We start from the raw sequence: 22055 nt of genomic DNA, 5'->3' as shown, positions 1-22055 counted from the left end.
GCCATTGTCAATGAGCCGTCCAGCCGCCGTCGAGGGCGAGGGACGCGCCGGTCACCATCGACGCGGCCGGGGAGCACAGGTAGCCGACCAGCGAGGCCACCTCGTCCGGCTCGATCAGCCGCTTCACCGCCGAGTGCTCCAGCATGACGCGCTCGACGACCTCGTCCGGTGCCATGCCGTGCGCGCGCGCCTGGTCGGCTATCTGGTTCTCCACCAGCGGCGTGCGCACGTACGACGGGTTGACGCAGTTGGACGTCACCCCGTGCGGGGCGCCCTCCAGCGCGATCACCTTGGACAGCCCTTCGAGCCCGTGCTTGGCCGTCACGTACGCCGCCTTGAACGGCGAGGCCCGCAGCCCGTGCACGGACGAGATGTTGACGATCCGCCCCCAGCCCCGCTCGTACATCCCGGGAAGCGCCTCCCGGACGAGCCGGAACGGGGCCTCCACCATCAGCCGCTGGATCCGCGCGAACATCTCCGGGGGGAACTCGTGGACCGGCGCCACATGCTGGACGCCCGCGTTGTTGACCAGGACGTCGACGTCCGCGGCGATGCCGTCCAGCGCGTCCATGTCGGAGAGGTCGGCGAGCAGGGGGATCCCGCCGATCTCGTCCGCCGCCGCGTGCGCCGCGTCGCCGTCCACGTCCGCCACCACCACGCGGGCGCCCGCCCCGGCCAGCAGGCGGGCGCAGGCGCGGCCGATGCCGCTCGCGCCGCCGGTGACCAGGGCCCGTTTCCCCGACAGGTCCAGCGCTTCGGAGGCCCAAGCGGTGGGCCGGGGTGTCACGCTCGTCATGCGCAGAACCTATGAAGAGCCGCCACGGGCTCCCATGTGGTCCCGTCACACAATCCCGTGACGAACGGTATGGACGGGCCTTACAGCAGTCCGTTCCACATCTGCTCGACGACGAGCGACCACCAGCGGTCCTCACCGTGGAAGGCGGCCGGGTCGACGGCGGCCAGCTGCTCCTGGATCCGCTCCACCATCGCGCCGGCTGCGTACGGGTCGAGCCCTCGCATCCGCTGCCGCCCCCGTGCGAGCAGGGCCAGCGAGCGTGCGAGCTGCGAGGGGCCGGTGTTGACGAACCGGGTCGCCCCGGTGATCGGGTCGACGGCCCACACCCGGCCGATGATGTGCGGCGGGCCCTCCGTCATCACGCACAGGAAGCAGTGTCCGTCGCCGCCGAGGCTGACGAGGACGTCCACGGTGGCCAGCGAGTTGTCCGGCAAGGGGCTGCGCCGGGTCCGCAGCTGCTCGGCGAGGGGCTTGGCGGTCCACGCGTGGAAGATGTGCGGCACCTTCGCCGGCAGGCCCGCCGCCGCGAGCGTCGCCGCCGGCCCCGCCGGGACGCCGAGGCGCTCCAGCTCGTCCGGCCGGTGGCGGTGGACGCCGTCCGGGCCGAACGCGGACGCCAGGACCCGGCCGAGCTGCGCGTCGTCCAGCGGGGGAGCCGCCGCCCCGTCCGGCACCGGGACGGGCGACGCCGCGGGCGGGGCGGGCTGCCCGACCAGCTGCGCCATCATCGCAGCCTGCTGGGCGTTCGCCGCGATGGCCGCGGCCCGCTCCCGCTTGGTCTTCCCGTAGGGCCGCCCGAACGAGACGTCGGCGTGCGGGAAGGCGAAGTCGCGCAGCAGCACGTCGCAGTAGCAGCCGGGCAGGCGGCACGGCTCGATCTCCGAGTACACCGCGGACACGCTCTCGGCGGGCACGCCGAGCCGCTGCAGTTCCTCCCACGCCTGCCAGAACGGGGTCGGGAGCCCCGGTCCGGACACCTTCGCGAGGTAGGTCTCCTCGCCGCTCGCGTCCCGGTAGGTGATCGTGAGGGTGTTCCCCGCCCCCACAGCGGGCCGTCCCCGGCCCTCCTCGGCGGCGCCGGCCTGTGCGGCCTGCCCGTGGCTCCCGTCGTACATCCCCGTGCCGCCCCTTCGCCGCGTCCGTGCTCGTCATCGATCTTGCAGAGAGGCTAGCGTTGGGCGCGGCATCCGCTGACCGGCGAGAGGGTTCCGATGGCCGAGATCACGCACCGCTTCGTCGACTCCCGGAGCGGCCTGCGGATGCACGTCGCCGAGGCGGGCGAGGGTCCGCTCGTCCTGCTCCTGCACGGCTTCCCCGAGTGCTGGTACTCCTGGCGTCACCAGCTCACCGCCCTCGCGGACGCCGGGTTCCACGCCGTCGCCCCCGACCAGCGCGGCTACGCCAGGACGGGCGGCCCCGCGGACCCCGCCGCCTACTCGATCCTGCACCTGGTGGGCGACGCCGTCGGCCTGATCGAGGCCCTCGGCGGCGACCGTGCCGTCGTCGTCGGGCACGACTGGGGCGCCCCCGTCGCGTGGCACACCGCGCAGATGCGCCCCGACAAGGTCCGCGGCGTCGTCGGCATGTCGGTGCCGTACCGCCCGCGCAGCTCCAGGCCGCCGGTCGCCTCGATGCGGCGGATGTTCGGCGACGGCTTCTACATGGTCCGCTTCCAGGAGCCGGACGCCCCGGAGGCCGAGTTCGACCGCGACCGCGCCGCCGCGTTCCGCCGGATGCTGTACGCCGCGTCCGGCGACGGTCCCGGCACGGCGCTGATCGCGCCCGAGGGCGGCGGGGTCCTGGACGCCTGCCCCGAGCCGGAGAAGCTCCCCGGCTGGCTCACCGCCGAGGACATCGCCGCCTACGTGGCCGAGTACGCCGACAGCGGCTTCACCGGGCCGATCAACTGGTACCGCAACCTCGACCGCAACTGGGACCTCACCGCCGCCTGGCACCGCGCCCCGATCAGCCCGCCCGCCCTCTACATCGCCGGCGACCGGGACCTCGTCGCGACCGGCGCCATGCACGCGGTCGAGCACCTGTCCGACTTCGTGCCGAACCTCCGCGAGACCGTCTGGCTGCCCGGATGCGGCCACTGGACGCAGCAGGAGCGCCCCGCCGAGGTCAACGACGCCCTGATCGCCTTCCTCCGCGACCTCTGACGGCGCGCCCTTGGAAGGCGTGCCCTCGGAAGGCGTGCCCCCGGACGGTGGCGCGCAGCGGCCGCCGATTGCCGGACCCGGGGCGTACGGCCGGCGCGCACGGCTGCACGTCCCCGGCAAGGCGGCCGGCGGCGAGTACCTGGCCTTCGGGCGTCAGGGCTGGGTGAACGAGATCGGAGGCGTCCCCCCTGACGAGACGGCGGCGGGCCCGCACGACGGAAGGCGTGCGGGCCCGTGGTCGCGGTCAGCCGGTGTAGTTCGGCATCTTGGGGATGGCCTTGCCGGGGGGCAGGGTGGGGGCCGTGGACGGGGACGGGGCCGGAGCGCCGGGTGGAGTGCTCGGGGCCGGAGCGCGGGGCGGAGCGGTCGGGGTGGGGGAGGCCGCTGGGGTGCTCGGCCTGGGGGTGGTGGTGGCCTCGGCGGCGGCCATACCGGTGCCGGCCAGGCCGACGCCCAGCGCGACGGCCGCGATGAGTGACTTCAGTCGCATCGATGGTCCTTTCGGTGGTGTTCTCATGCCTTGACGACGACAGGCGTGCCGATCGCCAGGTTCTTGGCCATCCAGGTGATGTCGTCATTGCTGACCCGCACGCAGCCGTGGCTGGCCTTGCCGCCCAGCGCCGACGCCTTGTTCGTGCCGTGGACGGCGAGCTGCCCCGGGCCGCCGGCGAACGTCTTCAGCGTCGGCGAGAACCCGCTCAGGCCGAAGGCGTAGGCGCCGTAGCCGCCGTTGGGGTTCGGCGGTTCGACCAGCTCGGTGAAATAGAAGCGGCCCGCCGGGGTCGGGGTGCCGCCCTCGCCGGTGGCGACCTTGCCGGTGCGCAGCACCTTGTCGCCGTCGAAGACGGTGAACGTGAACGCCTTCGGGTCGATCTCCACGCGGCGGGACGTGGACGACAGCCCGACGTCGGACGCCTTGACCCAGCCGGTGCTGCCGTTGGGCCGGACCGGCAGCAGCACCTTGAGCCAGTCGCCGTCCTTGGCCTCGACCAGGAAGACCCGGGTGGCGCCCATCGCGTTGGGGCTGGACAGCGTCTTCCAGACCGCGCCGTCGCCCTTCTGCTTGTGCACGGCGATCCGGCCGCCGCGCACGGTCGCTATCTCGGCACGCTGCCGCCCTGACTGCTGCGGCTCGGCGGCGGCCGCCGGCCGGCCCGCGCCGGACGGGCCGGCACCCGATCCGCCGTCGTCCGACGAGCCGCAGCCGGCCAGCCCGGCGATCAGGCCGGCGGCCAGCAGGGTGCCGGTGTGGATCTTGACTTGGCGCATGCCGCGAGATGCTGGCCGAGGAGTGTGAAGAACCTGTGAGGCCGGTGTGATGATCCCGTGGTGCCGGTCGAGGTTTGACTACGCTCACGAGCCATGTGCGCGAATGTCCTGGTCGCGGAGGACGACACCAAGCAGGCGGAGCTGCTGCGCCGCTATCTCCGGCGCGAGGGGCACTCGGTGGTCGTCGTCCACGACGGGCGCGCCGCGCTCGACGAGGCTCGTGCGCGCCGCCCCGACCTCGTGCTCCTCGACGTGATGATGCCGGAGGTCGACGGCCTCGACGTGTGCCGCGGTCTGCGCGCCGAGTCCGACGTCCCGGTGCTCATGCTGACCGCCCGCTCGACCGAGGACGACCTGCTGCGCGGCCTCGACCTCGGCGCCGACGACTACGTCACCAAGCCGTACAGCCCGCGCGAGCTGATGGCCCGGGTGCGCACGCTGCTGCGGCGCACCGGGCGGGGAAGCGGCGAGCCGGTGTACCGGGTCGGCGGCATCACGGTGGACCCCGAACGGCACACGGTCCTCGCGGACGGGCGCGAGGTCGAGTGCACGCCCGCCCAGTTCCGCATCCTGGAGGCGCTGGCCGCGCGGCCCGGCCGGGTCCTCACCCGGGCGCAGCTCCTCGAGCACCTGCACGGCTTCGACCGCTTCATCACCGAGCGCACGGTCGATGTGCACGTGAAGAACCTGCGCAAGAAGATCGAGCCGGAGCCGCGGCGGCCGGTCCGGCTGTGCACCGTGTACGGCGTCGGGTACAAGCTGGTCGGCGACCGTGCGCCATAGCCTGCTCGTCCGGCTGGTCGCCAGCTCGGTGCTGATCGCGGTGTGCTCGATCGTGGCGACCGCGTGGCTGGCGGCGCGCAGCACGTCCGGCGAGATCCGGCAGCGGCAGGGGCGGACGCTGGCCCGCGACGCCCGGATCAACGACGCGCTGCTCGGTTACGCGGCGAGCCACCCGCGCTGGGACGGCGTCGAGGAGACCGTGCGCGGGCTGGCCCGGGAGAGCGGCCAGCGGGTCGCGCTGGCGACCGAGGGCGGCGCGCGGATCGCGGACTCGGCGGCCGGGCGTCCGCCGCTGCCGGCGCGCCCCTCCGCTGTCGTCGACCCGCTCGCCGTCGACGTCTCGCTGGGCCCGGGTGCGGCCACCGACCGGATCGACGCGCGTGCGGCCGGGCCGTTCCGGTTGCCGGACGCCGAGCGGGTACGGCTGCGCAGGGAGGTCGGCGCGCAGGCCGCGTGCCTGCGCCGCGAGGGCCAGCGCGCCGAGGTCGTCGCCGGGCCCGGCGGCCGCCCGTACCTCCGCCGCGAGGGCGGCCCGGCACCGGCCCCGACCCGCCCGGGCGCACCCGTCGGCGCGCCTTCCGGATACGCCCCCTCCCCACCGCGAGCGGCGCTCGATCGACCGTCCGGTGGCGGAGCGGTCAGGCTCGTCGGCGTGGTCCTGACGCCGGGCGCGCTCTCACCGACGCTGAAACCTTCCCCGCCACCGACCTGGCCGGTGGAGGAGTCGCAGCGGCCGACGGCCACGCCCAGCACCCCGGCCACCGCGCCCGCCTCGCCGACCGGCGCACCCGGCGGGAGGCCGGCGGACCGGCCCAGCCCGGTGCCGGAGCCCTCGGCGCCGCCCGAGTCGTGCTCGCCGGACGCACCCGGTCCGACCGCCACCGAGAAGCGCGCGCTCGACCAGCTCGCCGCTCTCGTCCGGCGGTGCCGCGGAGGCCGGGTCGACGTGTGGCTGGACGAGTCCGGCACTCCGGCCGCTCCGGCGTCGGCCGCCGAGTGCCTGGCCACCGCGCGCCGCACCCAGCTGAAGCCGTACGTCGCGCCTGCCGCGCTGCTCTACATCGGCTCGTCGGACGACCGCGCGCCGGTCATCGACCCGTACGGCATCGCCGGGGTCACCGCTGTGATCCTCGTGCTGGCGGTCGGGGTCAGCGTCCTCGTCGCCACCCGGCTGGCGCGGCCGGTGCGGGCGGTCACCGCGGCGGCCCGGCGGATGCGGGCCGGCGACGGCTCGGCGCGGGTCACGGTGCGCGCCAAGGGCGAGGTCGGCGAGCTGGGCACCGCGTTCAACGAGATGTCCGAGCACCTGGACCGGCTGGAGCGGCAACGCAGGGCGATGGTCAGCGACGTGTCGCACGAGCTGCGCACGCCGCTGAGCAACATCCGTGGCTGGCTGGAGGCCGCTCAGGACGGCGTGGCCGACCTGGGCCCGGCGCTGACCGCCTCGCTGGTCGAGGAGGCCACGCTGCTGCAGCACATCGTCGACGACCTCCAGCAGCTCGCGCTCGCCGACGTGGGCAAGCTGCGGCTGCACCCCGAGCCGGTCGACGTGGCCGACCTGGTCGAGCAGATCGCGACCGTCTACCGGGCCGCGGCCGAGGCCGCCGACCTGGTGCTGACCGCCGAGGTGACGGGCCGGCCGCAGCTGGACGCCGACCCGGTACGGCTGCGGCAGGCGGTCGGCAACCTGCTCGCGAACGCGGTCCGCTACACGCCGGCCGGCGGGCGGGTGAGCCTGCGCGCGCACGCCGACGGCGACGACGTGCTGATCGAGGTCGCCGACACCGGGCCGGGCATCGCGCCGGAGCACCTGCCGCACGTCTTCGACCGGTTCTGGCGGGCCGAGAAGTCGCGCAACCGGCAGACCGGCGGCAGCGGACTGGGCCTGGCCATCGTGCGGCAGCTGGCCGAGGCGCACGGCGGATCCGCGGCGGTGTGCAGCGAGCCGGGCCAAGGCGCGACGTTCGTCCTGCGCCTACCGGGCTCACCGGACCCCGCTTAGCCCGGCGCCCGCCAAGGGGCGTCGGCCACCGGGCAAGCCCGGCCACGGCGTTCATGCTCCGTGCGACGGGGCCCGGCCGGTGCCGGGCGGCTTCGGCCGCCGGGCGTCCGCCTGGCACCGCGCCCCGATCAGCCCGCCCGCCCTCTACATCGCCGGCGACCGGGACCTCGTCGCGACCGGCGCCATGCACGCGGTCGAGCACCTGTCCGACTTCGTGCCGAACCTCCGCGAGACCGTCTGGCTGCCCGGATGCGGCCACTGGACGCAGCAGGAGCGCCCCGCCGAGGTCAACGACGCCCTGATCGCCTTCCTCCGCGACCTCTAGCGGGTCAGCCGGGACGCTTCGGGAGCCGCTCCATCCGGGTCCAGCCGTTCCAGCCGCGCTCGCGCATCAGCTCCAGCATCCGCTCCGCCCGCGGATCGGCCTCGAGCGCGAGCGACTCCAGCAGGTCGAACGGCAGGTGGTCGCGGACCGCCCCGCCGAACTCGGCCTGGCCGTCGGCGTACGCCTGCTCGAACAGGCCGGCCATGATGTCGGCGGCCTCCACCAGGAGCCGGTCGTCGTCCGGGTCGCCTTCGATGATCTCCGACAGCACCCGGTAGAGCCGGACGACGCGCGGATCCTCCAGCTGCGCGAACTTCCCGGGCATGAACTCGCGGACGCGGTCGGGCCAGCGGGCCGAGACGAGGATCCACCCGTCCCGCTCGCCCTCCACGATCCGCTCCGACACCCCGAGTTCCCGCAGCCGGTCGAGATAGGACACGATCTCCGGCGGCAGCACCAGGCCGTCCCCGGCGCCGAGCCGCGCGATCTGCTCGCGGCTGCTCTCCAGCCGGGCGATCTCGTCGCGCAGGCGGCCGTCGATCCGCCGGACGCCCTCGGCGAACGACGCGGCGTCGGCCTCGAGCATGTGGCCGATCCGCGACAGCGGCACGCCCGCGTCCGCCAGGGTGCGGATCTTGATGAGGGACACGACCGCCGTCGCGCCGTACCGCCGGTACCCCGAGGCGTCCCGCTCCGGCTCGGGCAGCAGCCCGATCTGGTGGTAGTGCCGCACCGCGCGCACCGTCACACCGGCGTACGAGGCCAGTTGCCCGATCGTCAGCATGCTCCGATCCTCCCGCCCGTCAGGAGATCTTGCGGCGGTAGGCGATGCCGGCGAACACGTAGGCGACGACGAGGATGCCGGCGCACCAGGCGAGCGCCGTCCACAGGCCGCCGCCGACCGGACGCTGCGCGAGCAGGGCGCGGAGCGTGTCGACGATGGACGTCACCGGCTGATGCTGCGCGAACGCGCGCACCGGGCCGGGCATCGTGCCGGTCGGCACGAACGCCGAGCTGATGAACGGCAGGAAGACCAGCGGGTAGGAGAACGCGCCCGCGCCGTCCACGCTCTTGGCGGTGAGGCCGGGGATGACGGCGATCCAGGTCAGCGCGAGGGTGAACAGGACGAGGATGCCGGTCACCGCGAGCCAGGCCCCCACGCCGGCGCCCGACCGGAAGCCCATGAGCAGAGCGACGCCGATGACGGCCGCCACCGAGACCGCGTTGGCCGCCAGCGAGGTCAGCACGTGCGACCACAGTACGCCCGACCGCGCGATCGGCATCGACTGGAAGCGCTCGAAGATCCCGCTCTGCATGTCCGTGAACAGCCGGAACGCCGTGTAGGAGATGCCGGACGCGATCGTGATGAGCAGGACGCCGGGGAGCATGTAGTCCACGTACGACGCCGTGCCGGTCCGGATGGCGCCGCCGAACACGTAGACGAACAGCAGCATGATCGCGATCGGCGTGACCGCCGTCGTGATGACGGTGTCCAGGCTGCGGGTGACGTGCCGCAGGGTCCGTCCGGTGAGGACGGCGGTGTCGCCCAGGAAGTGCGCGGTCATCTCTGCTCCTCGTTCTCGGGGGTCCGGCCGTCCTCGCCGACGACCGCGAAGAAGATCTCCTCGAGGGAGGGCTGCTTCTCGACGTACTCGACCTCGGCGGGAGGCAGTAGCCGCCTGAGCCCGTCCAGGGTGTCCTCGACGACGATCCGGCCCTGATGCAGGATCGCGATCCGGTCGGCGAGGTGCTCGGCCTCGTCCAGGTGCTGGGTGGTGAGCAGCACGGTCGTGCCGCCCTCGGCGAGCTCCTTGACGGCCTGCCACACCTCGATGCGCGCCTTCGGGTCCAGCCCGGTCGTCGGCTCGTCGAGGAAGACGACGGGCGGGTCCCCGATGAGGCTCATCGCGATGTCCAGCCGGCGCCGCATGCCGCCGGAGTACGTCGCCGCCTTCCTGCCGCCCGCCTCCGTCAGCGAGAACCGCCTCAGCAGGCCGTCGGCGATCCCGCCCGGGTCCTTGAGATGCCTCAGCCTGGCGACCAGGACGAGGTTCTCCCTGCCGCTGAGGATCCCGTCGACCGCCGCGAACTGGCCTGTGAGGCTGATGGACGCGCGCACCTCGGCGGCCTGCGTCGCGACGTCGAACCCGTTGACCCGGGCCGTCCCCGCGTCGGCGCGAAGCAGCGTGGACAGGATCCTCACCAGCGTGGTCTTGCCCGCCCCGTTCGAGCCGAGCAGGGCGAGGACACCGCCGCGCCGGACTTCGAGGTCCACGCCGCGCAGCACGCGCAGCTCCTTGTAGGACTTCTCCAGGCCCTGCACGTGGATCGCCGGTCCCTGGACCTGATCGGTCGTCATGGCGGCCAGCATGGAGGGTTGACGCTGCGTCAGGGTCAACCCCCGGAAGGCGGACCCCGCCCGGGGAGAAATGTCGGAGGTGTCGCGTACGGTCGCGGCGTGAACCGCACCGACCGTCTCTACGCCCTGGTTGAGGAGCTGCGGGCCTGCGCCCCGCGCCGGGTGAGCGCCCGCGAGCTGGCCGCGCGGTACGAGGTGAGCGTCCGCACGATCGAGCGCGACATCGGTGCGCTCCAGCAGGCCGGCGTACCGGTCTACGCCGACGTCGGCCGGGGCGGCGGCTACACCCTCGACAAGAGCCGCACCCTGCCGCCGCTGAACTTCACCCCCGCCGAGGCCGTCGCCGTCGCGATCACCCTCGCCCGCGCGGGCGGCTCGCCGTACTCCCGGTCCGCCCGCACCGCCCTGCACAAGATCGTCGCCGCGATGTCGGCGGAGCACAGCGCCTCCGCCCGGGAACTCGCCGCCCGCGTCCGCTTCCTGATCCCCGCCGGGGACGACGACCCGGCGTCCGTGCCCGCCGTCCTGGAGGAGGCCGTCCTCAACCGCCGGGTCGTCCGCCTCACCTACATCGACCGGGCGGGCACCGAGACCGTCCGCGACGTCGAGCCCGTGTCGTTCACCGCGTCGAGCAAGGGCTGGTACCTGACCGCCTGGTGCCGCAAGCGGGGCGGCCGCCGCGTCTTCCGCACCGACCGCGTCCGCCGCGCCGCCCTCCTGGACGAGACGGCACCCGAGCGCGTCGTCGAGGCCATGCACGAGGACGTCCCGTCCGACTACGTGGTCCGCCCCCTCGAATTCGTCTGACCCCGCCCCGGTCACGCTGCAGCTCGACGAAACGGCGCGTCTATGATCCGCTGTCGTGGCGCAATCGAAGACGACGGGGGCGGGGGTCGTCCTGACCGGCCGCCGCACCCGGGTGTGGGTCGAGCAGGGCGCCCTGCACTGGAAGCGGGGGCGGACGACCGTCGTCGTGCCCGGGACACGGATCCGCAAGGTCGAGGCCGCCGAGCGGTCGCTGGCCGTGCTCCTCTTCGCGGACGCGCAGGCCGATGCGGCCCTTACGGTCCGGCACCGCAACGGGGACGCGGTCGCCGCGCTGGGGGCGGAGATCGAAGCGATCATCAGTGACCCCGGCCCGTCAGGGGACGGGCAGCCGATACGGCGGCACTCGGCACGGCCGTGGCCCCTGCGGACGGCGGCGGGTCTCCGTGATCGCGTCCTGCACGGCGGCCCCTGGTGGCGACGTGCGCTGTGGTACGTACTCCTGGGGTTTCCCTTGGCCGTCTGGCTGCCGGTGGAACCCGGATTCCTCGGGCTGGTCGCCTGGTCGCTGCTTCCGGCCGGCGTCGCCTTCCTGCGCCTGTGGATCGTCATGGCCGAGCTGGACACGCGGTGGGTGATCCGGCGGCGGGGCATCACCGTCCGCGCGCGGTACGAGCGGGACCCGCACGGCGAGGCCGACCACGATCACATCGTCCGATTCCGCACCCTTGAGGGCCGGGAGGTCACGGCGCACCCGGCGACGCGTGGCTGCCGCGAGGAAATCGGATACGACCCCGAGGACCCCTCACGCGTGCTCGCGCCGACCCGCGTGGCCTGGCTGGGCATTGCCCTGGCCGCCTTCATGCTGACCGGTATCTGGGGCGTGGCCCTCAGCATCCCGGCGGCTATCTGGCTGATCAGGTTGCTGGCACTGCCGTTCTGACAAGGCTCGCCTCCGTCCGGCCCCACGGATTCGACTGACCGGCGTAACGTCTCGGCGATGAGCGCGCCAGCGGAGCGGGTGCTCCACCTGCCGGAGAAGGACAAGCACGGCATCGTCCAGACGCGGTGCGGCCAGTACGTCTCCCCGGACGAGGTCCGTGACGACCCGCGCGAGGCCACGTGCAAACGGTGCGTGGCCATCCACAGGGACGAGGAAGACCGCCGGTTCGCTGCAGAGGAAGACCACTACGGCGAATCACTCTGATCAGTCTCGCGCCCCCAGGTCGGCGAGAAGAGCGGCGAAGTCCCGGCGGGTGAGGGTGAGGTGCCCGGCGGCGGGGTTCTCGCTGTCGCGGACGCCAACGTGGCCGTTCAGGTCGGCGACCTCGACGCAATTGCCTTCGTTGCCGCCGCTGTGGCTGCTCTTGCGCCAGTGGGCCGGGGTGGTCATGGCCGCAGGTGGGCGAGGAGGTCCGCGAAGTCCTGGCGGGTGAGGGTGAGGTGTCCGGCGGCGGGGTTCTTGCTGTCCCGCACGCCGACGCGTCCGCCGAGGTCCCCGATCTCGACGCAGTTGCCTTCGTCGCCGCCACTGTGACTGCTCTTGCGCCAATGGGTACGGCGTGGCTCGCGAGTGTTCATGATTGCGACGCTACCCGGTCGATGAGTTGCTGCGAAGCGGTTCTGCTCAGGGCCGCCGAGAGCAACAGTTCGAAGGTCTCCTCATGGGCCGCAACCTTCTCCTCGTCTTCCACGAAAAGGCTCTGAGCGAACTGATCGACCACCGACACGGTGAGCCGTCCAGGGGGACGCAGGGATAGAAGGAGGAATGGGCTGGCTAGCCAGATGTATTGGCTGGCAGCGCTGGGGAGCACCCGCAGGTCCACGTGATCGGACCGGGCGGCTTCTGCAAGGCGCCGAATCTGCGCGCGCCGGATGGCAGGGTCCCCGCCAGCCTGGTTGTAAAGGACCGCTTCCGCGATGATTGGCGTGTAGTGCGGTGGATCGGGACGTCTCAGGACCCGCTGGCGCGACAACCGGAAGTCGACCAGGGCTTTGGCATTGTGTTTGGCCGGACCCACGGCGATGAGTTCGCGGGTGTACTCGGGAATCTGGAGGAGCCCTGGCACGATGCTGGGCTCGAAGTTGCGGATCTCGGCGGCGTCTTCTTCCAGGCTCGCGAGGTCCAGGGCAGCGGCCGAGATGCGGCCTTCTCGTTCTCGTACCCACGTGCCAGGTTGGTGGGTGGCGAGGTGGAGGAGGGACTCGCGGAGGGGGCCGTCCTCGATGCCGTAGAGGTCGAGGAGGTCGCTGAGCTCGTCGGGGGCGATGGCCTGGAGGCCGTTCTCGACCATGCTCATCCAGCCCTGGGAGCGGCCGAAGCGCCGGGCGACGGTGGCGACGGTCAGGCTGTGGCGGTCGCGGGCTTTGCGGAGCGCCGAGCCGATCCGGCGCTGCCGGACCGTGGGGGCGTGACCGGAAGGCATCCTTCAAGAATGTCACCGAGCGTGTCGGAACGGTGACCGGTTGAACGTTCAGTCGGGAAACGTTCAGAGCCGGTACCGGGAGGCCGGCGGGCGGCGAATGTGGCGGGCGTTTCCGAATCGAGGGGAGGCGCATGATGGGAGCGCCCGAGAACGGTAGGACGGCCCCCGGCGGGCTGGTCGTGGTGGGGGCGCTCACGCTTCCGGGCGTCCGGCGGTCCGTCGGGCACGCGCGGCGGTTCCTGCGGGACATGCTGCCTCCGGATCACCCCGGTCTTGACGATGTCGTGACGGTCGTGAGCGAGCTGGTCTGCAACGCCGTCACCCACACGGCCTCGGGCGACGGGGGCCGGGTGACGGTCACCCTGCTGGCCGGGGACGATGTCCATCGGCTGGAGGTCGCCGACGACGGTGCGGGCGGCGGGCGCCCGCGGCTCAGGGCGGAGACGGGCGCCGAAAGCGGGCGCGGGCTGCGGATCGTGGACGCTCTGGCACGCGGCTGGGGATTCCGCCCGGACGGGCCGGGCACGGTCGTGTGGGCGGAGTTCCGGTCGGCCAGTCCCATTTTCTTCGGAAACTCCGACAGGGGGCTGTCGCAGGACTCCTCGACTCTGATGTCCACGGCATCCGAAGGAGGAGAACGATGAGCGTTCCCGCATACAACACCGTCGCCTGGTTCCAGATCGGCACCGACGCGCCGGAGGAGGCCCGCCGCTTCTACGGCGACATGTTCGGGTGGAGGTTCACGTCCGACCCGCAGAGCGACGGCTACGACCTGATCAGCTACGAGGGCGCCGAGCACCCCAGCGGCGGCGTCGCGCGCGTGCCCGACGCGTCCCAGAACCACGCGGTCTTCTTCGTCCTCGTCGAGGACGTGGACGCCGCGTGCGCCGAGGCCGAGAAGTGCGGCGGCAAGGTCGCGGTCCCCGGCACGACGACGCCCGACGGCCTGCGGTTCGCGCACCTGCAGGACCCGTCCGGCAACCGCTTCGCCGTCTTCACGCCGCCCGCGTCCTGACCGCCGAGCACGGAAAAGGGCCCCGGGAACACCCGGGGCCCTTTCGCCCTGCCCGATGGCGGCCGTCCGGCGGCCTCTGGGGCGATCGCGGCCTACACCTCCGCGATCACCCGCGAGGTCCGGACCTCAGCCACCGCCGGGTCCCAGGGGGTCGCCCCCCTGGGAGATCACGACTCTCCGCCGGTGTTGCTCTCGGCGCTGCCGACGCCGCCGGAGAAGACGTCGCTGACCGCGGCGTCCAGCCGGTAGCGCTGGATCGCCTCGGGCAGCGCCTCCGGCTTGATCTCGCCGTGCCGGGCCAGCCGGGTGAGCACCGCGAGGACGATCGACGCGGCGTCCACGTGGAAGAACCGGCGGGCGGCGGCGCGGGTGTCGGAGAACCCGAACCCGTCGGTGCCGAGCGAGGTGAAGTCCCCGGTCACCCACGGCGCGATCTGGTCGGGCACGGCGCGCATGAAGTCCGACACCGCGACGATCGGCCCGGCGACGTTGTCCAGCGTCCGGGTGACGTAGGGGACGCGCTGCTCGGCGTCGGGGTTGAGGAGGTTCTGCTCGTCGCACTCGCGGGCCTCGCGGGCCAGCTCGTTCCACGACGTGGCCGACCAGACGTCCGCGGCGACGCCCCAGTCCTCGGCGAGCATCCGCTGCGCCTCCAGCGCCCAGCGGCCGCCGACGCCGGACGCGAGGATCTGCGCCCGCGGCGGCTCCCCGTTGCCCGTGGACACCTCCGGCGCCGCCCGGAACCGGTACAGGCCCTTGAGCAGGCCGTCGACGTCGAGGCCCTCGGGCTCGGCGGGCTGCTGGTAGGGCTCGTTGTAGACCGTCAGGTAGTAGAAGACGTTCTCGCCCTGCGGGTGCTCCTCGGACGAGCCGTACATGCGGCGCAGCGCGTCCTTGGTGATGTGCGCCAGCTCGAACGCCCACGTCGGGTCGTAGTGGACGCAGGCCGGGTTCGCGGCGGCGAGCAGCGGGGAGTGGCCGTCGGCGTGCTGGAGGCCCTCGCCGGTGAGGGTGGTGCGGCCCGCGGTGGCGCCGAGCAGGAACCCGCGGCCCATCTGGTCGCCGAGCGCCCACATCTGGTCGCCGGTCCGCTGGAACCCGAACATCGAGTAGAAGATGTAGACGGGGATCATGTGCTCGCCGTGCGTGGCGTACGCGGTGCCCGCGGCGATCGCGGAGGCCATCGACCCGGCCTCGCTGATGCCCTCGTGCAGCATCTGGCCGCTTTCGGCCTCCTTGTAGGACAGCAGCAGCTTGCGGTCCACCGCGTCGTAGGTCTGCCCGTGCGGCGAGTAGATCTTGGACGTGGGGAACAGCGAGTCCATGCCGAACGTCCGGTACTCGTCCGGGGCGATCGGGACGAACCGGGCGCCGAGGTTCTCGTCCTTGATCAGGTCCTTGAGCAGCCGGACGAACGCCATCGTCGTCGCGACGTTCTGCTTGCCGGAGCCCTTGCGCAGCTCGCTGTAGACCGGGTCGCCGGGCAGCTTCAGCGGCTTGGCGCGCACGACGCGCTTCGGCAGGAACCCGCCGAGGGCGGCGCGGCGCTCGCGCATGTACTGGATCTCGTCGGAGTCCTCGCCCGGGTGGTAGTAGGGCGGCAGCGGCGCCTCCAGGGCCGAGTCCGGGATGTCGAGGTACAGGCGGTCCCGGAACTCCTTCAGCTCGGCCTTGGTGAGCTTCTTCATCTGGTGGGTGGCGTTGCGGGCCTCGAAGTCGGACCCGAGCGTCCAGCCCTTGATGGTGTGCGCGAGGATCACGGTCGGCTGGCCGACGTGCTCGCGGGCCGCCTTGAACGCCGCGTACACCTTGCGGTAGTCGTGCCCGCCGCGCGACAGCTTGCGCAGGTCGTCGTCCGACAGGTGCTGGACGATCTTGCGGAGCCGCGGGTCGGCGCCGAAGAACTTCTCCCGGATGTAGTCGCCGGACTCCACCGAGAAGGTCTGGAACTGCCCGTCGGGGGTGGTGTTCATCTGGTTGACCAGCACGCCGTCGACGTCCTGGGCGAGCAGCGGGTCCCAGTCGCGGCCCCAGATGACCTTGATGACGTTCCAGCCGGCGCCCCGGAAGAACGACTCGAGCTCCTGGATGATCTTGCCGTTGCCGCGCACCGGGCCGTCGAGCTGCTGGAGGTTGCAGTTGACGACGAAGGTGAGGTTGTCCAGCTCCTCGCGGGCGGCCAGGCCGATCGCGCCGAGCGACTCCGGCTCGCCCATCTCGCCGTCGCCGAGGAACGCCCACACGTGCGAGCGGGAGGTGTCCTTGATCTTGCGGTTGTAGAGGTAGCGGTTGAACCGCGCCTGGTACACCGAGTCGATCGCGGTGAGGCCCATGGAGACGGTGGGGAACTCCCAGAAGTCCGGCATCAGCCGCGGGTGCGGGTAGGACGACAGGCCGCCGCCGGGATGCGACTGCTCCTGCCGGAACCCGTCGAGCTTCTCCTCGGGCAGCCGCCCTTCCAGGAACGCGCGCGCGTAGATGCCGGGCGCCGCGTGGCCCTGGATGAACACCTGGTCGCCGGACTCGCCGTGGTCCTTGCCGCGGAAGAAGTGGTTGAAGCCGACCTCGTAGAGGGACGCGGCCGAGGCGTAGGTGGCGATGTGGCCGCCGACGCCGAGCTCGGGGCGGTTCGCCCGCGACACCATGATCGCCGCGTTCCACCGGATGTAGGCGCGGATGCGGCGCTCGACGTGCTCGTCGCCGGGGAACCAGGGCTCCGACTCGGGCGGGATGGTGTTGATGAAGTCGGTGCTCCGCAGACCGGGGACCCCGACTTGCAGTTCCCGTGCCCTTTCCAGGAGGCGGAGCATCACGTACCGGGCCCTGCCGCGGCCCTCGGTCTTGATGACCGTGTCCAGCGATTCCAGCCACTCCCGGGTCTCGTCCGGGTTGATGTCCGGCAGCTGGCTCGGCAGGCCGTCGCTGATGATCGAAAAGCGTTGACGTCCGGAAGCCACGGGATCCCCTCTGTGCTTGCCGTCTTTGCTGGTGGGGACCCGGCCGCCGTTCGGCGGTCCCGCGGTCCCCGGCGGAGGTGTCTCACCGCCTGGTTTCGTGATCCATCGTCGTCGTTCGTGACGGCTAACGCATCTCTACCAACCGGTAACCATTCTCCCCGGTCAACCGGGGTACGCACCTTTTCGAGGAGCCGATTTTCGACCGGAACGGAGGGGAGCCATGAAGGCGCGAATCGGAGACCGCCTGCACGTCCACGGCACCGTCGTGGGCCAGCACGACCGCGTCGGCGAGATCGTCGAGATCCGCGGCGACGGCGGGGGCCCGCCGTACGTCGTGCGGTTCGAGGACGGCCACCAGACGCTGGTCTACCCGGGGCCGGACGCCGTCGTCGAGTCCCGCCAGGCCGCCGGGCACCCCGCCCGGTAGCGGATGGGGGCGCCCGCCCGGATCCGCGCGCGCCGGGATGCGTCCGGCGCCGCGGATGGGGTAGACCTGCGATCATGGAGAGCACCGTGGTCCGGGTGACCACCGGTACACAGGAGGTCGTGCACGACATCACGGCCGAGTGCGAGCGGTTCGCCGGCGCGGCCGGCGGGGACGGCCTGCTGCACGTCTTCGTGCCGCACGCCACCGCGGGCATCGCGATCATCGAGCTCGGCTCGGGCAGCGACGACGACCTGCTCGCCGCGCTCGGCGACCTGCTCCCGGCCGACGACCGGTGGCGGCACCGGCACGGGGCGCGCGGCCACGGCCGCTCGCACGTCATGCCGGCGCTCGTCCCGCCGTACGCGACGCTGCCGGTGGTGGACGGCCGGCTCGCCCTCGGGACCTGGCAGTCGGTGGCGCTGGTCGACCTGAACGTGGACAACCCGGATCGGCAGGTCCGGCTGTCCTTTCTCCGGGGATGACCGTGTCTTGTCACCCTCTGTGGAGATCCTGTGACGACGGTCGCCGTGATCGGGCCAATGAGCCCACCAAAAGCCGGGAAGACACTTGCGCTAGGGGCCCTCACTTGTGTGGACTGTCCCGCAAACACCGCACGGGTGCGGACAGGCCGCCCGAGATGGCGCCTGGATACGAGAAATGCGCGGGACACCGTGCGGACTGACGACAATGGGAGGACTTTCGTGAGCGCGACCGCGGGTCAGGCGCAGTCTGAGCGCAGCCTGGCCGAACGGCTCGGCCTCAAGCCGGGCCAGGTGGTGCAGGAGATCGGCTACGACGACGACGTCGACGAGGAGCTTCGCCGCTCCGTCGAGGCCGTCACGGGGACCGAGCTGGTCGACGAGGACTACGAGGACGTGGTCGACATCGTGCTGCTGTGGTGGCGCGAGGAGGACGGCGACCTGTTCGAGGGCCTGACCGACGCGATGATCCCGCTCACCGGCGGCGGCAACATCTGGCTGCTGACGCCGAAGGCGGGCCGGGACGGGCACGTGGAGCCCAGCGACATCGGCGAGGCCGCGCAGACGGCCGGGCTGTCGCAGACGAGCAGCGTCAGCGCCGCGAAGGAGTGGTCGGGAACGCGGCTGGTCGCGCCCAAGGTCCGCAAGTAGCCGCGCGGCCCGGGGCGTCCGCCGAGGCGGCGGGCGACCGGGCCGTCCGGCTCCGGCGGCGGGTGGCAGACTGGGCCCGTCCCCACGCCCGTGGGGCGCCCACACCCCCGCCCGGGCGGGGACGATCCGCGGGAGAGGCTTTGTCGGTTGAGGTAGGCGACAGCGCACCGGACTTCGAGCTGAAGGACCAGCACGGCACGCCGGTGAAGCTGTCGGACTTCCGGGGCGAGAAGACCGTCGTCCTGGTGTTCTATCCGCTGGCGTTCAGCGGCGTGTGCACGGGCGAGCTCTGCCAGATCAGGGACGAGCTGCCCACCCTCGGCGGCGACGACGTGCAGGTGCTGGCCGTGTCGGTCGACTCGGTGTTCGCGCTGCGCGCCTGGGCCGAGCAGGAGAAGTACCAGTTCCCGCTGCTGTCGGACTTCTGGCCGCACGGCGGGACGGCGCAGCGTTACGGCGTGTTCGACGAGGAGAAGGGGCTCGCGCTGCGCGGCACCTTCATCATCGACGCGCAGGGCGTGGTCCGCTGGAAGGTCGTGAACGCCATCCCGGACGCACGCGACCTGGACGAGTACCGCAAGGCGCTCGCCGGGCTCTGAGCGAAACGGGCCGGTCCCGGCCGTGCGGCGGCGTCCCGCGGCCGGTTCCGGTCCCCGCACCCCTGGAGGTGTGATGCCCTGCTTCCGCTGCGGGGCGCGGCAGACCGACCCCGTGCGCGGGGCGAGCCCGTGGAGGCGCGGTGTCCGGGCGGACCACCAGGTGCTGGTCTGCCCCTGCTGCCAGACCGCCCACGACTGGGCGGACGATCTCGACAGCTGCGCGGCCTGTGGCTCCGTCGCACTGGTCTGCCGGCTCGGCGAGGTCGAGTGCCGCGACTGCGGCCACACCCGGGAGGCGGTCCGCGACGATCCCCGCCCGGCCGACCTGGTGCCGTCGAGCGCGGGACCCCGGGACGACCGCGGGCTGTCGGAGGAGGTCGCGGCGGCGCTGAGCCGCGTCCTGCGGCGCGGCCCGGCCGGCTGACCTGCGGCCGGCGACGGCCGTCCCGCGGGTGAGTGGCGGCCGTCCGGCGGGCGGCGGGGCCGGTGGCCGCCTCCGGCCATTCCGCGGCCCGGTCACGTACTGTGGTCACAGTCCAGGGCATTCCGGGCTTGACGCGGTATTTCGCCTGGTGGCACGCTGCGCGAATGCCGATCATCCTGCTGCGGCTGGCGCACCGCGTCGCGGCGCGGTCCTGGCGCGCGCCCGCCCTGGTGCTGCTGGCGGCGTTCGGGGTCGGCTGGCTGCTGATCGCGGTCTTCGAGAAGCCCGACGCGGAGATCAAGCGGCCGTGGAACTACATCTGGTACTTCTTCGTCAGCGGCACCTCCACCGGTTACGGCGACCTGTACCCGTCCTCGACGGGCGGCCGGATCGGTGGCGTGATCGTGATCGTGGCCGGGCTCACCGCGGGGCTCGTCCTGTTCGCCGAGCTGACGCTCTGGATGGCGAAGGGGAGGACGATGCGGGCCAACGGCCAGGCGCAGTTGCATGTGAAGCGGCACATCGTGGTCGTCGGGTACGAGCGGGACGGGCTGCGCGCCATCATCACCCAGCTGCGCGCCGACCCCGAGTTCGCCCGCACCCCGGTCGTCACGGTCTTCTGGCCGGGCGAGCTGGCCGGCGAGAACCCCGACCCGGACCTGTACGACGTGGTCGCCTTCGACGACACCGCCTACCAGCGGGCCTGCCTGGAGGCGGCGCGGACCGTCGTGGTGGTCGGCCGCACCGACGACGAGACCGTCCGGGTGATGCTGGGCGTCTCGGCCTTCCTGCGGCGGAACGGCGAGCCGTCCGTCCACCTGCTGGCGGGCGTGCACGACGGCGGCCGCCGCGCCGAGATCACCGAGGCGCTCGCCCTCGTCGGCCCGGACATCGAGCCGGTCGACATCGACGACCCGGCCGTGGTCGCCGTCGCGATCCGCAATCCCGGCGTCGCCGCGATCTACCACAACCTCGCCAGCACCCTCGACGCCGACGGCACCCTGTACCGCGTGGACGTCCCGGAGGGCGCCGGCGAGTGGCCGCGCCTGGACGTGGCGATCTTCCTGCTGCGCCGCGGCAGCACCCTGCTCGCCGTCGGCGAGTCGCACCGTCCGAACGCGCGGTTCCGCCTGACGGCCGACCCGGGCGAGCTGGTCCGCGGCGGCCAGTCCCTCGCGGTCGTCGCCCCCGACCGCCCGAAAATCCCCTGGCACGAGCTGTAGCCCCCAGCCTTTAGCCAGGCACCCGCCCGCACTGGACCGTCCGTAACCACGCTGCCGCGGACCGGAACCTGGCGATCGCGTGCGAAGCCAAGTTCGAGCTTGCGAGAACCTGATCGCGCAGCGAGCCCCTGGGCGAGCCGGAGCGATGCTGCGATCGCACGCATTGCCCGCCGAAGGAAGGCGCCCCAGCGCCTGACGCCAAGGGCAATGCAAAAGGACCGAGAGAGCGCCCCTCGCGCCCGCAGGGGGCGCTCTCCCGGCCGCCGCGGTGCGCGCGGCCCGAGGCACAGGTCAAGCCCCGGGGCCTCCCCGCGCGCCCGCGGGGTCTCACGCCGCCTGGCGGTGGTCGGCGTCGAGCAGGTGGTAGAGGAGGAGGAGCTGGGTGATGGCCAGGGGGTCGCTGGTGTCGGCGTCGCCCAGGCGGCCCAGCGCGTCGGGGTCGGGCAGGCCGGCCCCCGCGCGGGCGCCGAGGCGCTCCCAGATGGCCTTCTTCACGACCTGCGACTCCTCGGGCGAGACGTAGCCGTGCACGTGCAGGGCGTCGACGGGGCGGCCGTCGTCGTCGCGGTGCAGGCGCAGGTGCAGCAGCTTGTCGGCGTCGCCGGACGCGCCGTCCAGGACGTCGGCGAGCTCGGGGTGGTCGATCGTGGGGCGCAGCAGGAGTTCGGCGGACAGCGGGGTGCCGGGCGGGTCGAGCCGGCCCGCGACGGGCGCGAACCGCACGACGATGTCGGCGTACTTGCGCTGCGGCCGGATGTAGGCGGCGCTCTCCGGCTCGCGGCGGGCGAGCTCGGCCATGACCTGCTCGGGGCTGTAGCCGCGCTTGTCGCAGTCGCGGCGGATCTTCCAGGAGTGCCGGAGCGGCTCGGGCGGGTCCAGGTAGACGGTGATGTCGAAGCAGGCGCGGGCGAGCCGGGTGTGCAGGGGGAGCAGGCCCTCGACGATCACGAAGTCGCGGGGCTCGACCAGTTCCGGCCGGACGAGCTCGCCGGTGGCGTGGTCGTAGACGGGCTTGAGGATCGGCTCGCCCATCGAGAGCAGCTGCAGGTGCTGCTCCATGATGTCGACGTGGTTGCAGTCGGGGTGCAGCGCCGTGAACGGCTTGCCGGCGCGCTCGGCCCGGTCGTAGCGGTGGTAGTCGTCGACGCAGACGGCCGTCATCCGCTCGGCCCCCAGACACTGCACAAGCCCCCTGGTCAGTGTGGTCTTGCCCGCCGCGCTGTCCCCGGCGATGGCGAGCATGACGGGGCGGCGGCCCGACCCGCGCGCCCGGAGCATATGCACGATCCGATGGGGCACCTTGCTCCTCCGTCCTGCGGAATCCCGTTTTCGACAGGGAGAGTACGGCGGTGGCGGCGCGGGTGCGTCCCCCGGTCGGGTGAGAGCGGGGGTG

The 22055-nt window shown here is 72.7% G+C and carries 27 protein-coding genes; 15 read left to right on the top strand and 12 right to left on the bottom strand.

The window, feature by feature from the left end:
* Positions 1–7: 7 nt before the first annotated feature.
* Positions 8–796, bottom strand: a complete 789-nt coding sequence (locus J4557_RS12530) for a 3-hydroxybutyrate dehydrogenase (protein WP_279576052.1) — start codon at positions 794–796, stop codon at positions 8–10.
* An 80-nt stretch (positions 797–876) separates the two neighbouring features.
* Complete coding sequence (locus tag J4557_RS12525) at positions 877–1911, bottom strand: SUKH-4 family immunity protein (protein WP_208266662.1); 1035 nt, start codon at positions 1909–1911, stop codon at positions 877–879.
* 96 nt (positions 1912–2007) lie between these two features.
* Between J4557_RS12525 and J4557_RS12520 the strand changes: the two genes are divergently transcribed.
* Positions 2008–2958 (top strand): alpha/beta fold hydrolase, encoded by a 951-nt coding sequence (locus J4557_RS12520; protein ID WP_208266661.1) that lies wholly within the window; start codon positions 2008–2010, stop codon positions 2956–2958.
* Positions 2959–3202: 244 nt separating this feature from the next.
* Here J4557_RS12520 and J4557_RS12515 read toward each other — a convergent pair whose 3' ends face one another.
* Positions 3203–3448, bottom strand: coding sequence for a hypothetical protein (locus tag J4557_RS12515; RefSeq protein WP_208266660.1), 246 nt, complete (start codon positions 3446–3448; stop codon positions 3203–3205).
* A 23-nt stretch (positions 3449–3471) separates the two neighbouring features.
* On the bottom strand, positions 3472–4227 hold the full coding sequence (locus J4557_RS12510) for a L,D-transpeptidase (RefSeq protein WP_208266659.1): 756 nt from the start codon (positions 4225–4227) through the stop codon (positions 3472–3474).
* Between the two features lie 93 nt (positions 4228–4320).
* Here J4557_RS12510 and J4557_RS12505 point away from each other — a divergent pair, with 93 nt between their 5' ends.
* From J4557_RS12505 to J4557_RS49530, 3 genes are all read left to right on the top strand, one after another.
* Positions 4321–5010, top strand: a complete 690-nt coding sequence (locus J4557_RS12505) for a response regulator transcription factor (RefSeq protein WP_208266658.1) — start codon at positions 4321–4323, stop codon at positions 5008–5010.
* A complete protein-coding gene (locus tag J4557_RS12500; protein WP_307799710.1) occupies positions 5000–7012 on the top strand; it encodes an ATP-binding protein in 2013 nt (670 codons plus the stop codon). Before J4557_RS12505 ends, J4557_RS12500 begins: the two co-directional genes overlap by 11 nt.
* 79 nt (positions 7013–7091) lie before the next feature.
* On the top strand, positions 7092–7337 hold the full coding sequence (locus tag J4557_RS49530; protein ID WP_243775644.1) for an alpha/beta fold hydrolase: 246 nt from the start codon (positions 7092–7094) through the stop codon (positions 7335–7337).
* A 4-nt stretch (positions 7338–7341) separates the two neighbouring features.
* Here the strand turns inward: J4557_RS49530 and J4557_RS12490 are convergent, their stop codons facing one another.
* Genes J4557_RS12490 through J4557_RS12480 form a run of 3 tightly spaced genes read right to left on the bottom strand, consistent with a single transcriptional unit; the run spans position 7342 to position 9696 of the window.
* Positions 7342–8121 carry a MerR family transcriptional regulator gene (locus tag J4557_RS12490; protein WP_208266657.1) on the bottom strand — a complete coding sequence of 260 codons (780 nt, stop codon included), beginning with the start codon at positions 8119–8121 and terminating at the stop codon, positions 7342–7344.
* Positions 8122–8140: 19 nt separating this feature from the next.
* Positions 8141–8902 carry an ABC transporter permease gene (locus J4557_RS12485; protein WP_208266656.1) on the bottom strand — a complete coding sequence of 254 codons (762 nt, stop codon included), beginning with the start codon at positions 8900–8902 and terminating at the stop codon, positions 8141–8143.
* Positions 8899–9696 (bottom strand): ABC transporter ATP-binding protein, encoded by a 798-nt coding sequence (locus tag J4557_RS12480; RefSeq protein WP_208266655.1) that lies wholly within the window; start codon positions 9694–9696, stop codon positions 8899–8901. Before J4557_RS12480 ends, J4557_RS12485 begins: the two co-directional genes overlap by 4 nt.
* 99 nt (positions 9697–9795) lie before the next feature.
* Between J4557_RS12480 and J4557_RS12475 the strand changes: the two genes are divergently transcribed.
* Genes J4557_RS12475 through J4557_RS12465 form a run of 3 tightly spaced genes read left to right on the top strand, consistent with a single transcriptional unit; the run spans position 9796 to position 11668 of the window.
* Positions 9796–10503 (top strand): helix-turn-helix transcriptional regulator, encoded by a 708-nt coding sequence (locus J4557_RS12475; RefSeq protein ID WP_208266654.1) that lies wholly within the window; start codon positions 9796–9798, stop codon positions 10501–10503.
* 55 nt (positions 10504–10558) lie between these two features.
* Positions 10559–11404 (top strand): hypothetical protein, encoded by an 846-nt coding sequence (locus J4557_RS12470; RefSeq protein WP_208266653.1) that lies wholly within the window; start codon positions 10559–10561, stop codon positions 11402–11404.
* 57 nt (positions 11405–11461) lie between these two features.
* A complete protein-coding gene (locus J4557_RS12465) occupies positions 11462–11668 on the top strand; it encodes a hypothetical protein (RefSeq protein ID WP_208266652.1) in 207 nt (68 codons plus the stop codon).
* Here J4557_RS12465 and J4557_RS12460 read toward each other — a convergent pair whose 3' ends face one another.
* The 3 genes from J4557_RS12460 to J4557_RS12450 are packed head-to-tail and all read right to left on the bottom strand — an operon-like array spanning position 11669 to position 12887.
* Positions 11669–11854, bottom strand: coding sequence for a DUF397 domain-containing protein (locus J4557_RS12460; protein ID WP_208266651.1), 186 nt, complete (start codon positions 11852–11854; stop codon positions 11669–11671).
* A complete protein-coding gene (locus tag J4557_RS12455; RefSeq protein WP_208266650.1) occupies positions 11851–12042 on the bottom strand; it encodes a DUF397 domain-containing protein in 192 nt (63 codons plus the stop codon). Before J4557_RS12455 ends, J4557_RS12460 begins: the two co-directional genes overlap by 4 nt.
* Positions 12039–12887 (bottom strand): helix-turn-helix domain-containing protein, encoded by an 849-nt coding sequence (locus J4557_RS12450; RefSeq protein WP_208266649.1) that lies wholly within the window; start codon positions 12885–12887, stop codon positions 12039–12041. Before J4557_RS12450 ends, J4557_RS12455 begins: the two co-directional genes overlap by 4 nt.
* A gap of 131 nt (positions 12888–13018) precedes the next feature.
* Between J4557_RS12450 and J4557_RS12445 the strand changes: the two genes are divergently transcribed.
* Positions 13019–13531 (top strand): ATP-binding protein, encoded by a 513-nt coding sequence (locus J4557_RS12445; RefSeq protein WP_208266648.1) that lies wholly within the window; start codon positions 13019–13021, stop codon positions 13529–13531.
* Positions 13528–13902, top strand: coding sequence for a VOC family protein (locus J4557_RS12440; protein WP_208266647.1), 375 nt, complete (start codon positions 13528–13530; stop codon positions 13900–13902). Before J4557_RS12445 ends, J4557_RS12440 begins: the two co-directional genes overlap by 4 nt.
* A 167-nt stretch (positions 13903–14069) precedes the next feature.
* Here J4557_RS12440 and aceE read toward each other — a convergent pair whose 3' ends face one another.
* Complete coding sequence (gene aceE / locus J4557_RS12435; protein ID WP_344408599.1) at positions 14070–16859, bottom strand: pyruvate dehydrogenase (acetyl-transferring), homodimeric type; 2790 nt, start codon at positions 16857–16859, stop codon at positions 14070–14072.
* A 220-nt stretch (positions 16860–17079) separates the two neighbouring features.
* Between aceE and J4557_RS12430 the strand changes: the two genes are divergently transcribed.
* The 6 genes from J4557_RS12430 to J4557_RS12405 all read left to right on the top strand — a co-directional run bounded on the left by J4557_RS12430 (position 17080) and on the right by J4557_RS12405 (position 20662).
* Complete coding sequence (locus tag J4557_RS12430) at positions 17080–17286, top strand: DUF1918 domain-containing protein (RefSeq protein WP_208266646.1); 207 nt, start codon at positions 17080–17082, stop codon at positions 17284–17286.
* Positions 17287–17360: 74 nt separating this feature from the next.
* The gene (locus J4557_RS12425; RefSeq protein WP_208266645.1) at positions 17361–17768 is read left to right on the top strand and encodes a secondary thiamine-phosphate synthase enzyme YjbQ; all 408 of its coding nucleotides are present in this window, start codon (positions 17361–17363) and stop codon (positions 17766–17768) included.
* A gap of 219 nt (positions 17769–17987) precedes the next feature.
* The gene (locus tag J4557_RS12420) at positions 17988–18416 is read left to right on the top strand and encodes a DUF3052 domain-containing protein (RefSeq protein WP_151542502.1); all 429 of its coding nucleotides are present in this window, start codon (positions 17988–17990) and stop codon (positions 18414–18416) included.
* Positions 18417–18556: 140 nt separating this feature from the next.
* Complete coding sequence (locus J4557_RS12415; RefSeq protein ID WP_190862869.1) at positions 18557–19015, top strand: peroxiredoxin; 459 nt, start codon at positions 18557–18559, stop codon at positions 19013–19015.
* Positions 19016–19088: 73 nt separating this feature from the next.
* Positions 19089–19439 (top strand): hypothetical protein, encoded by a 351-nt coding sequence (locus J4557_RS12410; protein WP_208266644.1) that lies wholly within the window; start codon positions 19089–19091, stop codon positions 19437–19439.
* 164 nt (positions 19440–19603) lie between these two features.
* A complete protein-coding gene (locus J4557_RS12405) occupies positions 19604–20662 on the top strand; it encodes a potassium channel family protein (protein ID WP_208266643.1) in 1059 nt (352 codons plus the stop codon).
* A 327-nt stretch (positions 20663–20989) separates the two neighbouring features.
* On the opposite strand, the gene J4557_RS12400 is transcribed toward J4557_RS12405, so the two are convergent.
* Entirely contained in the window at positions 20990–21940 is a 951-nt protein-coding gene (locus tag J4557_RS12400) for a phosphoribulokinase (protein WP_208266835.1), read from the bottom strand.
* Positions 21941–22055 lie beyond the last annotated feature (115 nt).

This window comes from Actinomadura nitritigenes (assembly GCF_017573545.1).
GTDB classification, from domain to species: Bacteria; Actinomycetota; Actinomycetes; order Streptosporangiales; family Streptosporangiaceae; genus Spirillospora; species Spirillospora nitritigenes.
This window is presented reverse-complemented; position numbering and strand designations above follow the sequence as displayed.